The organism is Novosphingopyxis iocasae (genome assembly GCF_014334095.1).
Classification (GTDB): Bacteria; Pseudomonadota; Alphaproteobacteria; order Sphingomonadales; family Sphingomonadaceae; genus Novosphingopyxis; species Novosphingopyxis iocasae.
This window is the reverse complement of record NZ_CP060495.1, coordinates 85,001-98,713: the sequence shown is the minus strand read 5'-3', so window position 1 is coordinate 98,713 and position 13,713 is coordinate 85,001. Positions and strand designations below refer to the sequence as shown.

Below are 13,713 nucleotides of genomic sequence, written 5' to 3'. Positions count from 1 at the left end.
CCTTCGAATACCTTCAGTTCAGCACGGCTTTCGGCGGCATGTGCGCAAGCAGCATCTCGGACGTCACCGGTTTGCCGACAACCACGCTATCCCTAGCCCACGGCCCGATCTGATCCCGCGTGTATCCCGTCAGAATGAGAAACGGGATACCACGCCGATGCAGATCATTGGCAATCGGCTCTGCGCTTTCCCCGCCAAGATTGGCGTCGAGAATCGCGAAATCGGCCTCATGCTGTTCCAGAGCCTCGAGCGCGGTCGAAAGATGCTGGGCGTTGGCCGCCACCTGATAGCCGGCGCCAAGGAGCGTCATCTCGATATCCGCTGCGATCAACGGCTCGTCGTCGATAATCATTACACGCATAGCGACGGCCGACCTCCTTTCGGCATTCCGAGCCGAACTATAGCCTAATCAGTCCAGAACGGGAACAGTAATCTTCGAAAGCGGGCAATCGAGCGCCCAAGCGCGCTGTCCTTCACCCGATTCCCATGCGGTGGAGCCGTAAAGCGCGGCGGGCGTCATCTGATCGAGCACCAACGCGCTGAACGGGTTGAGCGCTGGACGCGGTTCCATCTCGCCGTCGACCTCCGTCCAGCGAAGGTGGAACTGATCACATTCGATCCGCCAGTTTAGGCCGAACCGCCGCGGCACGTCTTCGGCGTTCAGCCGCGCCGCGCCCCCGCATCCCAGTTCGAACAGGGCCAGCCCCAGCGTCTGCGCCGTCTGCGGGCTCAGTTCCACCCGCTCGCCGTCGATTTGGATCAGCTCTTCGGGCAGATCGCCGAACTCGACCAGCTGGACATGCGCCAGCTTGGCGAGATCGACCCCGCCCCAGTTCGTCGCGATGAACAGATCCTGCGTAGCCGAGAGCGATCCGATGCGCCGCGCGATCTCCATCGCGACGTCCTCCGGCGCGGTGTGCGCGGCGATGTGGCGGGCGACCGATTGGACGATGGCCAGCAGGTTCTTGGTGCGGTGGTTGACCTCGCCGAGCAGGGTGTCGATCCGCGCCCGGTGCTCCAGCACCACGCTGCTGTCGATACCGCTGGGCACGATGTGGCGGATGACGCCATCCGCGTCGCGCAGCGGCTTGACCTGGAAGTCGATCCATAGCTGGCTGCCATCACCGAGCTGCGCGTGCAGCTCCCTCCCGCGAGTCTCGCCTTGCACTGCGGCACGGCAGGCCTCGTGGATCCAGGTGCGCGCCGCCTCGTCATGCGCCCACCAGGGCCCCTCCCAGTAGTACTGACCGCGCGCTTCTTCGAGCGTAAGGCCGCCGAGCTCGAGCGACTTGCGGTCGACCGTCAGGATGCGGCCCTCGGCATCGCACAGCGCGGAGAAGCCCAGCGCCTCGTCCATCACGCCGCGCAGCAGGCGTGCGTTCAGCGCGCCACTTTCATCGGGGAAAGCGGTGTGCGCCTGAGGCGACTGAATGGGGGAAAACCTGCGGGTCACTGGACTGGACAAGCGCCCCAGACGACTGCTTGTTCCGCCGGTTCGACCGCGCCGCGTCGAATGCGTCCCTATCTGCGACATAAGCGCCACGCCCGCGGATCATGGCGCAGCGAGAGCCCAGCGAAGCGTGTGGGTGAGCCCGAACGCGCCGGTGCGCAGCAGCGGCCGCGTGAGCGGTGGGACCGAAAGCCCGTGCATCCGCCGCGCCCAGCCGGGCAACAGATCGATCCCCGCCTGCACGCTGAGCGATTGCATCGGCGCGAGGCTCGCCCGCTCCGGCCGGTAATCGAGCAGCGCGCGCTTCGCCGCCTCGGTGCGCTCATCCACCAGCAGCTCGGCGCGAAAGCCGTTCAGATAGGTCATTGCGCCGCGCCGGTCGGTCGGCAGGTCCACCCCGCCCAGCCGCGTGTTGATCCGCGCGATCTGCGCGAAATAGGCGTCCTGCCGCGCGCGGCTCATCATCGGTTCACGGTAGCGCATCCAGGCGCCGAGGAAGCTCACCGCCTCGGTGATGTGCACCCACCCGAGCAGGCGCGGATCGTCGGCGCGATAGGGCGTGCCGTCCGGCAGCGTGCCGGTGACATAGCCGTGGATGCGCCGGACTTGGTCGATCGCGGCCTCGGCCTGTGCACGGTTGCCGTAGGTGGTGGTGGCGATGAAGCGCGCGGTGCGCCGCAGCCGCCCCTGCATGTCGCGCCGGAAATCGCTATGGTCCCACACGCCGGCGAGCGCCAGCGGATGGAGCATCTGCAGGAACAGCCCCGCGATGCCCCCGATCATCATGGTCATCACATCGCCATGCACGTCGCGGATCACCGCGCCTTGCGGGAACAGCCCCTCGCCTTCATAGACCGAGGCATCGTCCCCCTCCTCGCGGAACAGGCTGCGCACCTCCTCCGCGATCGCGCCACGCAGCGAAGGGAGCCGCGGCGTCATGCGAGGAATCCAGCTTCACACACTTCACACTGTCCTGCGGCGGAAAATCGTTCAGCTTTCCGACCGCCGTTATGAACAGTTGACGTGGGCCGAAGGTGATCCGCGATGGTCATGAGCGCGAACATAACCGAAACAGCGGGTGTAGGACAGCGCTTTGCGGGCCTTCTCGCCGCATCGTCATTGCGAGGCCGCAGGCCGAAGCAATCCAGGGCCGTTGCAGCGCCGTATCCGCCCTGGATTGCTTCGTTGCCCTTCGGGCGCCTCGCAATGACGAGGGGCTATGAGGCGCGCTCTTCGCTCGCAATGACGGAGTGCTACGGCGAGCCCCATCCCCCTCACAACGCCCGCAGCGCACGCGCCGGGCGCACGCGCATTAGCGGGACCGATCCCGCCAGCCCGATGCCGAGCGTCAGCAGCGCGCCGCCGCCGAGCACGGCGATCACCGTGCCCCAGTCCGGTCGCCAGCTGAATTCGAACAGCTGCACGATCACCACCCAGGCACCCAGCCCGCCCAGCGCCAGCGCCAGCAGCGCCAGCGCCAAGGCCAGCATCGCATATTCCAACCCTTGCGCGCTCAGCACTTGGCGCCGCGTGGCGCCCAGCGTCTTCAGGATCACGCTGTCATAGCTGCGCGCCTGGCGGGAGGCGGCGATGGCGCCCACCAGCACCGCGATACCGGCCAGGATCGCCACCGAAGCCGCAGCCAGAATGGCATTTGCCATCTGGCGCATCAACGTGGTGATCTGCCCCACCACCTCGCCCACCGGAATGATCGACGACGACGGAAAGGCCTCCACCAGCGCGCGCTGCAGCCCGTCGGTGCGGTCCGCCGCGATGGTCGCCGCCACATTATGCGGCGCGGCCTTCAGCGTATCGGGCGTCACCACCATCACATAGTTGAAGCCCATCGTGTCCCAATTCACCTTGCGGGTGGAGGCGAGCTTGAACGTAATCTCCCGCCCCAGAATCGAGACTGTGATCGGATCGCCCAGCTTCAGGCCGAGCGTCTTCGCCGCCTCTTCGTCGAGCGAGATCAAAGGCGGCCCGCTATAATCCTTCGGCCACCACTGCCCGGACGTCAGATTGCTGCCTTCCGGCAGAACATCGGAATAGGTTAGGCCCCGCTCGCTGCGCAGGAACCAGGCACCTTCCGGTATCTCCTTCAGATCGGCGACGCGGATGCCCTTGTAGGCAGTGATCGAACCGCGCAGCGTGGGCACGATGTTGAGATCGGCATTCGGCGCGTACTCGTCCACGATCTGCCGAAACCGGCTTTCCTGATCCACCGGCACGTCGAGCACGAAATAGTCCGGCGCACGCTCGGGCACCACGGACGCAATCTCGTTGTTCAAACTGGTCTGGATCGCCGCCAGCGTGACGAACAGCGTGAGCGCAAGACCCAGCGCCACGACCAGCGCGGGCGTCTGCGATCCGGGCCGATGAAGGTTGGTGAGCGCCAGCCGCCACAGCGGATTGCGCGGACGCGGCACGCGCGCGGCGATCTTGGCGATAGCCCAGCCGATAGCGAGCAGGATGGCGAGGACAAGCGCGCTCGCGCCCAGCACCGAGGCGGCGAACAGCGGATCGCGCGCCGTACCGACTGCCAGCGCGGCGATGGCGATGACGGCGAGCAGGACCGGCCAGCGCGCCAACCAGTTACCGGGGCGCCAGCCGCCGCGCCCGCGCTCCACCACGCCGCGAAACAGCGAGGCGGCGGGCAGCAGCCGCGCGCGCGCCAGTGGCGGCAGCGTGAAGACAATTGCGATGAGCGCGCCGAAGATCGCCGCCTTGGCGAGCGGCAGTGCGAACAGCCCCAGTTCGGGCCGCACCGGCAGCAGATCGCCGATCATCCAGGCCAGCAGCGGCACCAGCGCCGCGCCGACGATCAGGCCGAGCAGGATCGCGCCCGCCGCCACCGCGCCAACCTGAAGGCCGTAAATACGGGCGATATCGCCGGAACGCGCACCGAGCACCTTCAGCGTCGCGATGCCGGGCCGCTTGCCGCCGAGATAGGATGCGACGCCATTGCCCACGCCGATTCCTGCGATGATGAGCGCGGTGAGACCGATCAGCTCCAGAAACTGACCCATCCGTTCGAAGAAGCGAAAGGCACCGGGCGAGGCGCGGTCCCGCGTGCGGAAGTCGAGGCCTGCGGACGGAAAGGCGCTTTCGATGCGCTCCGTCACCGCATCGGGCGCGAGGCCGGGGCGCGTCCGGATGCGATATTTGCTTTCATACATGCTGCCCGGCTGGATCAGCTCGGCGCGCTGCAGCCCGGCAAGCGAGCCGATCGCGACGGGGCCGAGCGTAAAGCCCTCGCCCACCCGGTCCGGCTCCTCCCCGATGATGCCGCGCACGGTATAATCGGCCTCACCATAGCGCAGGCGCGATCCCGGACGCAGGTTCAGGCGGTCGGCAAGCGTCTGGTCGATCAGGATTTTGTCGTCGCCAAGCGCGGGTGCGGCGCTGCCGTCGGCCAGCGTCAGCGTGCCGTAGAGCGGATAGCGACCATCGACGCCCTTGAACTCGGTCAGCACGGATTCGCCGCCTTCGGGCGCGCGGGCCATGGCGCGCATCCGCACCGTCTCGCTGACCGTCCCGGCCTGCGCGAACGCCGAGCGCTCCTCGTCATTGGCGGTGCGCTGGCTCATCTCCACTTCGACATCGCCGCCGAGCAGTTCGCGGCCCTGATCGGTCAGTGCCCCGGTGATCGAGGCGGTCAGGCTGCCGATCGCCGCCAGGGTCGCGACGCCCAGGAACAGGCAGAGGAATAGTAGGCGCAGGCCACGCAGGCTGGCGCTGAGGTCGCGCCGCGCCAGCCGCCAGGCGGCGGACCAGTTCAGCGCCTTCATGCCCGCCGGTCCGAGACGATCCGGCCGTCCTGCATTTCCAGCACCCGCTCGCAGCGTTCCGCCAGGCTTTCGTCATGGGTGATGATGATCAGCGTGGCGCCCGCTTCGGCGCGCCGTTCGAACAAGAGCTCGACGATGCCCTCGCCGGTCGTGCGGTCCAGATTGCCGGTCGGTTCGTCGGCGAAGATGATCGAGGGCCGCGGCGCGACGGCGCGGGCGATGGCCACGCGCTGCTGCTCGCCGCCCGAAAGCTGGGCGGGATAATGGGTGAGCCGGTGGCCGAGGCCGACCGCTTCCAGCTCCGCTCGCGCGCGTTCGAACGCGTCCGGGGCCCCTGCCAGTTCCAGCGGCACGGCGACATTCTCCTCCGCCGTCATGGTGGGCAGCAGATGGAAGCTCTGTAGCACGATGCCCAGCCGTTCGCGCCGCACCAGCGCCAGCGCGTCCTCGTCCAGCGCGGTGAAATCCGCGCCCGCCACGCGCACCTCCCCGCCGCTGGCCTGTTCCAGCCCCGCCAGGATCGCCATCAGCGAACTTTTGCCCGAGCCCGAGGGCCCCAGCAGCGCAACGCTGTCGCCCTGGCGCACCTCGAGATCGATACCGTGAAGGATATCGACGCGCGCGGCGGCATCGCCCAGCGACAGCGTGACATTGCGGGCGCCGACGACGATAGAGGATTGCGACATGTGGGAGATTCGACCTTTGCGATTTCGGTCCGTTCTATATGTGGCGGCGGCGCTGCTTTTCCAGCCGCTTGCCGCCTGTTCCTCCGAAAGCGACACGGCCACCGCGCCGGTGCAGAGCAGCGCGGAGGCAACGCCCGAAGCCGACGCGAGCGCGCCCGCGGCGGACGAAAAGCTGGTCGTGGCCTTCGGGGACAGCCTCTATGCGGGTTATCAACTCGATCCCGGCCAAGGCTTTGCGCCGCAGTTGGAGGCCGCGCTGGATGCGGACGGCGTGCCGGCGCGGGTGGTGAATGCAGGCGTTTCCGGCGATACCACGGCGGCGGGTTTGCAGCGCCTGGCCTTCACGCTCGACGGGCTGGTCCGCAAGCCCGATCTCGTACTCGTCGGCCTTGGCGGCAACGATATGCTGCGCGGCATCGATCCGCAGCAAACGCGCGAAAACATGACCGCGATCATGGAGGAGCTGAAAAAGCGCGGCATTCCCGTAATGCTCACCGGCATGCTCGCCCCGCCCAATCTGGGCCCGGACTATCGCACCAAGTTCGAGAGTATCTACCCAGATCTCGCCGCGAAATATGACGCGCCGCTCTATCCGTTCATCCTCGACGGCGTGCTCGGCAAGGGCAATCTGATGCTGGGCGACGGCATCCATCCCAATCCGGCGGGCGCAAAGCTGATCGCGGACAAGGTGGCCCCGCAGGTGGAAGCCGCGCTGAAGCGCTGAACCGCGCCGCTATCCACAGGCTTTTCCCCCACCCATTTCGCCGCGGGTCTTGGGGGCGGCGCGCACAGGCGGTAGCGTGATCCGCGATGAGCCACGATATCGTCATAGGCCATGAGGCATCCGGCGCGGCCGTTCCGATCGATATCGAGGAACTGCTGGCAAGCCGCCTGCTCGTGCAGGGCAATAGCGGATCGGGCAAATCGCACCTCCTGCGCCGCCTGCTAGAGGAAAGCGCCAAGCTGGTGCAGCAGGTGGTGATCGATCCGGAGGGCGATTTCGTGTCGCTCGCCGATCATTTCGGCCATGTCCTGATCGACGGCGCCAGCTATGCGCCTGCCGAGATCGAGGCGCTCGGTGCGCGCATCCGCGCTCACCGCGCCTCCGTCGTGCTCGCGCTGGAGGGGCTAGAGGTGGAACAGCAGATCCGGTGCGCCGCGCAGTTCCTGAACGCGCTGTTCGATGCGCCGCGCGAACATTGGTTCCCCGCGCTGGTGGTGGTGGACGAGGCGCAGCTGTTCGCCCCCGCCGTCGCCGGGGAAATCAGCGAGGACACCCGCCGCCTCACCCTGTCGGCGATGACCAATCTGATGTGCCGCGGACGCAAGCGCGGGCTGGCCGGCATCGTTGCCACGCAGCGACTGGCGAAGCTAGCCAAGAACGTCGCGGCGGAAGCTTCCAACTTCCTGATGGGCCGCACCTTCCTGGATATCGACATGGCGCGCGCCGCCGATCTGCTCGGCATGGAGCGGCGACAGGCCGAGCGCATCCGCGATCTGGAGCGCGGGCACTTCCTGGGCCTCGGCCCCGCGATCAGCCGACGCCCCGTGGCGGTAAAGATCGGGCCGGTGCAATCCGGCCCGCGCACCGCCGCGTCCGGCCTGCTCCCCCTGCCGGAGGTGAAGGCGGAGGATATGGAGGCGCTGCTGCACGAGGAACTGGCCGCCGCCACGCCGCCGCCGCCCCCTCCTCCGCCGCCGCGCCCCGCCGAAGAGCTGGTCAGCGACATCGCCGAGTTCGCCCGCGCGCCCGATCCGCCGCAGACGCTGGAATCCTCCGCCGATGCCCGCGACGCGATGGACGCCGTCCTCACCGCAATGGCGCGCGAGGCGAACGCCACCTTCCGCTCGCCGAGCCGGCTCTATCAGGATTTCGCGACGCGCGTGCGCCAGCAGAAAATCGGCCTCGTGCCGCCGGATCTGAACGAATTCCGCCGCCGCTTCTCCATCGCCAGCGCCGATCTGGACCGGCTGGACGCGGCCACCCGCGCCACCATCCTGCAGCTGGCGGGCGATTTGTCGGACGATGTGCTCGCCCCTTTCCTCGTCATCGCGCGCGCCGCTGCCGAGGGACTGGACTCGCCGGATGAGGACGAGCTGGCCCGTGTCTACGGCAGCAGCTCGCCGGGCCGCATCCGCCGCCTGCTCGAACATTTCGAAAAAACCGGCCACATCGTGGTGCGCACGGAATTCGGCGGCGGGCGGCGCATCTTCGTGCCGGGCCTGGCCGATATCCTGGCCTGAGCCCCGCTGAGCGATCCGCGCTTTACTGGGCCTGCGGTTGCCGCCGCTCCGCGAACCATTGCCGCAGCATCGCCGCGGTGCAGCCGAACTGGCCGCCGGTGCCCACCGCGCTGCAGCTGCCCGGGATGGTGTAGCGCAGCGAATCCTCCATCCCCTCCACCTTGTCGGTCCAGCTGCGGTCGGTTGCATCCAGATGTTGCTCGCGCACGCCTTCGGGAATGCGATAGCGCTCCGATTCCGGATGATGCGCGCACACGACGATCTCGTCATCCTCCCCCTTCGGGCAGGCATCATTGCCGTACACCGCGACGGGGATCGCCCGCACCACGGTGCCGTCGGGCAGCACCTCGTCCTGCGCAGACGCCGGGGCGGACAGCGCCGCCGCCATCAGTAGTGAGACAAAGATCGCTCGGCGCATCGTCATTCCTTTCGCGCCCCCCTTAGCCTATGCAGTCCCCGATACAGGAACGCCGCGCCGCGCGCGCCGATCCCGCTATCAGCGAATATGCCGACGCCCGGATGAACGGGCGCGCTCCCCCCACCGGAAAGTCCCCACCTATGCGCCTTCGCGATATTCTGCTTGCCGTTGCGGTGATGGCCGTATGGGGCACGAATTTCGTGGTGATTCACGAAGCGCTGGCGGTGCTGCCTCCCTTGCTGTTCGCCGCCCTGCGCTTCACCCTCGCCTTCGCGCCCGCCGCTTTCTTCGTGAAGCGCCCGCCAGTGCCCTGGGCGCAGCTGATCCTCTACGGCCTGTTGATCGGCGTCGGCCAGTTCGGCGTGCTGTTCATCGCGATGGACGGGCAGATCACGCCCGGCCTCGCCTCGCTCGTTGTACAGATGCAGGTGTTCATCACCATCGGACTGTCGGTCTGGCTGACCGGCGAGCGGCTGAAGGCGATGCAGATTGTCGCGCTCCTGCTCGCCGCCGGAGGCATCGGTTTGATCGCGCTGCATATCGAAGGCGACACCACCATTTTGGGCCTGCTCCTCGTGCTGTTCGCCGCGGCGAGCTGGGCGGCGGGCAATATGGTCGCGCGGCGCAAGGGCGATGCCGACATGCTGGGCTATATCGTCTGGAGCAGCCTCGCCCCCGCGCCGGTGCTGCTGATCCTGGCGCTGATGGCCGAAGGGCCGGGCACGGTCATTGCAGCGGTGCAGGCGGCGGGCATCAGCGCTTGGGCGGCAATCGCCTGGCAGGCGGTGGGCAACACGCTGTTCGGCTACGGCGTCTGGGCGACCCTCCTCGCGCGCTACCCCGCCGCGACAATTGCCCCCTTCGCGTTGCTGGTCCCCGTCTTCGGCATCGGCGCCTCGGTGATCCTGCTCGGCGAGCCGTTGCCGATGTGGAAGCTTATCGCATCCGGCATGGTGATCGCCGGGCTCGCCGTCGGCTTCGTCGACACGAAGAAGCTGGCACGCAGATTGTCGCGCGGCCAGCAGGGGTGATGCCTATTCTACGCCACCCACACCACATCTGCTCCTCTTTCCAACAACTAAGCTCTGCCCGGTAATCGAACCAACGGCACGGTCGGCACATCCCGCCGGTCCGCTCACTCTAGTCGCGCTACCTCGCTGGAATGGAGCTGCTGAGAAAGCTAGCTGACGACTGATAGCCTGTTGGCCGTGCTGGCACTAGGATGGGCACCATTGTCGATCCATCGGGGGAAGATTTTATGTTGTCGCGGCTGGCCATGACGTTTCTCCTCCTGTTCAGCGCAACCGGATCGGTCGCCGCTCAGACTGCGGATGCCGACAGCTCGCCTCTAAGGATCGAGGTGCCGAAGGTGGAGCGCGAGGGTATTTGGCAGCCGACTGCCGGCGGAACGCAGGTGCCGCTCTGGCCTGAAGATATTCCTCTCGCAAAACCCGACAGCGGCGACCATCCCGAGGCAACCGGCAACGGCTCTCCCTTGGTCGGCGGAAGAATGTGGCACTGGGCCAGCTATATCACCCGGCCTACAATGACGATCTACACACCCGAAGGCCGCAACACTGGAACCACGATGATGGTTTTGCCGGGCGGCGGCTTTTACGCTGTCGCCATGGATCTTGAGGGCACCGAGATTTGCGACTGGGTGGTGCAGCAAGGCATTACCTGCGTCCTGCTGAAATACCGCACGCCGCAAGTCTGGCCGAAGATCGATGGAAAGCAACAGCGGCCCGAGGTGTTGTTGGGCCTCGAAGACGCTCAGCGTGCCATGGGCTTGCTACGTCAGAATGCCGCGGCCTACGGGATCGATCCGCACAAGATCGGCGTGATCGGATTTTCCGCTGGCGCGTATCTGGCGGCAAACATGAGCAACACCTACACGCGCACCTACCCGCCCGGCGACGCCGCCGATGAGGCGTCTCCGCGGCCCGATTTTGCGATCATCGCATATACGGCCCGCATGTGGGACAACAGCAAGGGCAAGAATAGTCTCGAACTGAAACCCTGGGTAAAGATCAACCCTGAGGCACCTCCGACGCTGATTATTCATGCGATGAACGACCCCGTGGACGACATCCGGCAGCCGATGGCCTACGCTCTGGCGTTGAACGATGCAGGCGTACCGGTGGATATGCGGCTCTACGCCAAAGGCGGGCACGCATTCGGAATGCGGCCAACGGGCGATCCGATTACGAAAGAGTGGCCCGAGCAAGTAAAGCAGTGGCTCGAAAATCTCGGAATGCTTTGACCGCCGGCGCGACTTGCAAGCGACGCGAGGTCAGAAGGTAGCATGTCCACGTTAGGCTTAAAGCTCGGCCAGGACCTTCGCTCCCTGACTAGCAACTCTTCCCGGTTTCGCGCGCTGTCTCCATTCATCCTCGAGGACCATTCCGATGCCGCTACACTTTCGCGCCGCCACACTCGCGGACATTCCTGCGATCATTGAGATGCTGGCGGACGATTTTCTAGGCGCCTTACGCGAGGATTATCGGACCGCGGGCTTTGCGCGCTACGAAGCGGCCTTCGCGCGGATCGATGCGGACCCGAACCAGTTTCTGTGCGTCGTCGAGGAGGAGGACGGCACTCTGGTGGGCACGCTCCAGCTCAGCTTTCTAGCTGGTCTCATTCAGAACGGTGCGACGCGTGGTCAGATCGAGGCGGTTCGTGTAGCGTCGGATCGGCGCGGTCGTGGGATCGGGGAGGCGATGATCCGTTGGGCGATCGAGGAGTGCCGCGCGCAAGGCTGCTCGATCGTTCAGTTGACGACAGATCGGCGTCGGACCGAGGCGCATCGTTTTTACGATCGTCTTGGGTTTGCGGCGTCGCATCTTGGATACAAGCTGGCGCTCTGATCGGGCGCGGCTTTAAGGCTGCGGATTCCGGGCACAAAAAAACCGGCCAGTCGCAAGACCGCCGGTGTGTTGAGTTTGGTTGCGGGAGTAGGATTTGAACCTACGACCTTCAGGTTATGAGCCTGACGAGCTACCGGACTGCTCCATCCCGCGACACTTTGTGTGTGCCTCAAGCGCCGGCATGGACATCCGTCCACTTGGCTTTCCTCGCGCCTTCGGCGCTGCGGGCGGCCATTCGGCCTTGCGAAGCCTTGCGGCTTCGTTGGCTCCCCAATGAAGGGGTCTCAACATTATGAATGGGTTTTCCCTTAAGCGCCGGCTGCAATGCCTGGCGACGACCTACTCTTCCGGTGCTTAAGCAACAGTACCATCGGCGCTGTCTGGTTTCACGTCCGAGTTCGGGATGGGATCGGGTGGGTCACAGACGCTATGGTCACCAAGCAATGAAGCCGGCGCATAAGGGGTTTAATCGATGCACGTTTACACTGTTCTATCAGGCGTATCGGGCTGAAGTTCGTCCACCGGACGGTGCGAGGATCATTGCTGATCCGCACTGTCGTTGATGGTGGGACTCTTCAAGCGCGAATTGAGTAATTAGGACTGGTTAGCTCCATGCATTACTGCACTTCCACACCCAGCCTATCAACGTCGTGGTCTACGACGACTCTATGAAATCTAATCTTGAGGGAGGCTTCCCGCTTAGATGCTTTCAGCGGTTATCCCGTCCATACATAGCTACCCTGCTGCACCGCTGGCGCGATGACAGGTACACCAGAGGTATGTTCAACCCGGTCCTCTCGTACTAGGGTCAACTCCTCTCAAATTTCGACGCCCACGGCAGATAGGGACCAAACTGTCTCGCGACGTTCTGAACCCAGCTCACGTACCACTTTAATTGGCGAACAGCCAAACCCTTGGGACCTGCTCCAGCCCCAGGATGTGATGAGCCGACATCGAGGTGCCAAACGATTCCGTCGATATGAGCTCTTGGGAATCATCAGCCTGTTATCCCCGGCGTACCTTTTATCCGTTGAGCGATGGCCCTTCCACGAGGGACCACCGGATCACTATGACCGACTTTCGTCTCTGCTCGACTCGTCAGTCTCGCAGTCAGGCAGGCTTATGCCATTGCACTCTAACAGACGGTTTCCAACCGTCCTGAGCCTACCATCGCGCGCCTCCGTTACTCTTTAGGAGGCGACCGCCCCAGTCAAACTACCCGCCACAGAGGGTCCCAGCGCCGGATAACGGCGCGTGGTTAGACATCAGAAAAGCACAGGGTGGTATTTCACCTATGGCTCCACTCGGACTGGCGCCCAAGTTTCAAAGCCTCCCACCTATGCTACACAGTTCTTTCCTAATGCCACTCTGAAGCTGCAGTAAAGGTGCACGGGGTCTTTCCGTCTAACCGCGGGTACTCCGCATCTTCACGGAGAATTCAATTTCGCTGAGCATATCCTGGAGACAGTGGGGAAGTCGTTACGCCATTCGTGCAGGTCGGAACTTACCCGACAAGGAATTTCGCTACCTTAGGACCGTTATAGTTACGGCCGCCGTTTACTGGGGCTTCAATTCGGAGCTTGCACTCCTCCTCTTAACCTTCCAGCACCGGGCAGGCGTCAGACCCTATACGTCGTCTTGAAGCCGACTTAGCAGAGCCCTGTGTTTTTGCTAAACAGTCGCTACCCCCTGGCCTGTGCCCCCCGACAGTGCTTGCGCATAGCCGGGGCCTCCTTCTTCCGAAGGTACGGAGGCAATTTGCCGAGTTCCTTCAGGATACTTCTCTCAAGCGCCTTGGTATACTCTACCTGACCACCTGTGTCGGTTTCGGGTACGGTCTATACGGTGGGGCTATTTCCTGGGACAACTTCACCGCCCGGACAATCCAATAAGTCCGAACAATTTACGCCATCCGTCACACACCACCAGGCTCACGAATATTTACGTGATTCCCATCGACTACCCCCTTCGGGCTCGTCTTAGGGACCGGCTAACCCTGCTCAGATTAGCTTTAAGCAGGAACCCTTGGTCTTTCGGCGACAGTGCATCTCACACTGTTTATCGCTACTCATGTCAGCATTCGCACTTCCGATACCTCCACCCTCCATTACCAGAGAGCTTCATCAGCCTACGGAACGCTCCGCTACCGCTCGAAGTAAACTTCGAACCCTAAGCTTCGGTGCACGTCTTGAGCCCCGATACATTTTCGCCGCAGGAACCCTTATTTAGACCAGTGAGCTGTTACGCTTTCTTTAAA

11 protein-coding genes, 1 tRNA gene and 2 rRNA genes (1 of these 14 running past the window's edge) are annotated in these 13,713 nt (G+C 64.6%); 5 read left to right on the top strand and 9 right to left on the bottom strand.

The annotated features are described in order from the left end of the window. Nucleotides 1-13: 13 nt before the first annotated feature. The 5 genes from H7X45_RS00480 to H7X45_RS00460 form a co-directional block, all read right to left on the bottom strand. The gene (locus tag H7X45_RS00480; protein ID WP_187335637.1) at nucleotides 14-361 is read right to left on the bottom strand and encodes a response regulator; all 348 of its coding nucleotides are present in this window, start codon (nucleotides 359-361) and stop codon (nucleotides 14-16) included. A gap of 48 nt (nucleotides 362-409) precedes the next feature. After that, nucleotides 410-1,453 (bottom strand): HWE histidine kinase domain-containing protein, encoded by a 1,044-nt coding sequence (locus H7X45_RS00475; RefSeq protein WP_187335636.1) that lies wholly within the window; start codon nucleotides 1,451-1,453, stop codon nucleotides 410-412. A 99-nt stretch (nucleotides 1,454-1,552) separates the two neighbouring features. Next, the gene (locus H7X45_RS00470; protein WP_187335635.1) at nucleotides 1,553-2,389 is read right to left on the bottom strand and encodes an oxygenase MpaB family protein; all 837 of its coding nucleotides are present in this window, start codon (nucleotides 2,387-2,389) and stop codon (nucleotides 1,553-1,555) included. A 335-nt stretch (nucleotides 2,390-2,724) separates the two neighbouring features. Continuing rightward, a complete protein-coding gene (locus tag H7X45_RS00465; RefSeq protein WP_187335634.1) occupies nucleotides 2,725-5,241 on the bottom strand; it encodes an ABC transporter permease in 2,517 nt (838 codons plus the stop codon). Further along, a complete protein-coding gene (locus H7X45_RS00460) occupies nucleotides 5,238-5,927 on the bottom strand; it encodes an ABC transporter ATP-binding protein (protein ID WP_187335633.1) in 690 nt (229 codons plus the stop codon). Before H7X45_RS00460 ends, H7X45_RS00465 begins: the two co-directional genes overlap by 4 nt. Between H7X45_RS00460 and H7X45_RS00455 the strand changes: the two genes are divergently transcribed. Continuing rightward, on the top strand, nucleotides 5,926-6,651 hold the full coding sequence (locus H7X45_RS00455) for an arylesterase (protein ID WP_187335632.1): 726 nt from the start codon (nucleotides 5,926-5,928) through the stop codon (nucleotides 6,649-6,651). The two genes, H7X45_RS00460 and H7X45_RS00455, sit on opposite strands and share 2 nt — an antisense overlap. Before the next feature lie 86 nt (nucleotides 6,652-6,737). Then, nucleotides 6,738-8,171 (top strand): helicase HerA domain-containing protein, encoded by a 1,434-nt coding sequence (locus H7X45_RS00450; protein WP_187335631.1) that lies wholly within the window; start codon nucleotides 6,738-6,740, stop codon nucleotides 8,169-8,171. A gap of 22 nt (nucleotides 8,172-8,193) precedes the next feature. On the opposite strand, the gene H7X45_RS00445 is transcribed toward H7X45_RS00450, so the two are convergent. Further along, entirely contained in the window at nucleotides 8,194-8,589 is a 396-nt protein-coding gene (locus H7X45_RS00445; protein ID WP_232343332.1) for a hypothetical protein, read from the bottom strand. Between the two features lie 29 nt (nucleotides 8,590-8,618). Between H7X45_RS00445 and H7X45_RS00440 the strand changes: the two genes are divergently transcribed. The 3 genes from H7X45_RS00440 (at nucleotide 8,619) to H7X45_RS00430 (ending at nucleotide 11,456) form a co-directional block, all read left to right on the top strand. After that, on the top strand, nucleotides 8,619-9,620 hold the full coding sequence (locus H7X45_RS00440) for an EamA family transporter (RefSeq protein WP_246449524.1): 1,002 nt from the start codon (nucleotides 8,619-8,621) through the stop codon (nucleotides 9,618-9,620). A gap of 191 nt (nucleotides 9,621-9,811) precedes the next feature. Continuing rightward, a complete protein-coding gene (locus H7X45_RS00435; protein ID WP_246449522.1) occupies nucleotides 9,812-10,852 on the top strand; it encodes an alpha/beta hydrolase in 1,041 nt (346 codons plus the stop codon). A gap of 145 nt (nucleotides 10,853-10,997) precedes the next feature. Beyond that, nucleotides 10,998-11,456 carry a GNAT family N-acetyltransferase gene (locus H7X45_RS00430; protein ID WP_187335629.1) on the top strand — a complete coding sequence of 153 codons (459 nt, stop codon included), beginning with the start codon at nucleotides 10,998-11,000 and terminating at the stop codon, nucleotides 11,454-11,456. A gap of 76 nt (nucleotides 11,457-11,532) precedes the next feature. On the opposite strand, the gene H7X45_RS00425 is transcribed toward H7X45_RS00430, so the two are convergent. From H7X45_RS00425 to H7X45_RS00415, 3 genes are all read right to left on the bottom strand, one after another. After that, nucleotides 11,533-11,609, bottom strand: a tRNA-Met gene (locus H7X45_RS00425). Nucleotides 11,610-11,782: 173 nt separating this feature from the next. Continuing rightward, nucleotides 11,783-11,897 (bottom strand): 5S ribosomal RNA (gene rrf / locus H7X45_RS00420). Between the two features lie 133 nt (nucleotides 11,898-12,030). Then, nucleotides 12,031-13,713 (bottom strand): 23S ribosomal RNA (locus tag H7X45_RS00415) (it continues 1,109 nt past the right edge of the window).

Excerpts from the sequence above, each read along its gene's own strand:
- H7X45_RS00480 (WP_187335637.1), bottom strand. The coding sequence starts at position 361 with ATGCGTGTAATGATTATCGACGACGAGCCGTTGATCGCAGCGGATATC.
- H7X45_RS00440 (WP_246449524.1), top strand. The coding sequence starts at position 8,619 with ATGCAGTCCCCGATACAGGAACGCCGCGCCGCGCGCGCCGATCCCGCT.
- H7X45_RS00445 (WP_232343332.1), bottom strand. The coding sequence starts at position 8,589 with ATGCGCCGAGCGATCTTTGTCTCACTACTGATGGCGGCGGCGCTGTCC.
- H7X45_RS00455 (WP_187335632.1), top strand. The coding sequence starts at position 5,926 with ATGTGGGAGATTCGACCTTTGCGATTTCGGTCCGTTCTATATGTGGCG.
- H7X45_RS00470 (WP_187335635.1), bottom strand. The coding sequence starts at position 2,389 with ATGACGCCGCGGCTCCCTTCGCTGCGTGGCGCGATCGCGGAGGAGGTG.
- H7X45_RS00465 (WP_187335634.1), bottom strand. The coding sequence starts at position 5,241 with ATGAAGGCGCTGAACTGGTCCGCCGCCTGGCGGCTGGCGCGGCGCGAC.
- H7X45_RS00450 (WP_187335631.1), top strand. The coding sequence starts at position 6,738 with ATGAGCCACGATATCGTCATAGGCCATGAGGCATCCGGCGCGGCCGTT.
- H7X45_RS00460 (WP_187335633.1), bottom strand. The coding sequence starts at position 5,927 with ATGTCGCAATCCTCTATCGTCGTCGGCGCCCGCAATGTCACGCTGTCG.
- H7X45_RS00430 (WP_187335629.1), top strand. The coding sequence starts at position 10,998 with ATGCCGCTACACTTTCGCGCCGCCACACTCGCGGACATTCCTGCGATC.
- H7X45_RS00435 (WP_246449522.1), top strand. The coding sequence starts at position 9,812 with ATGGGCACCATTGTCGATCCATCGGGGGAAGATTTTATGTTGTCGCGG.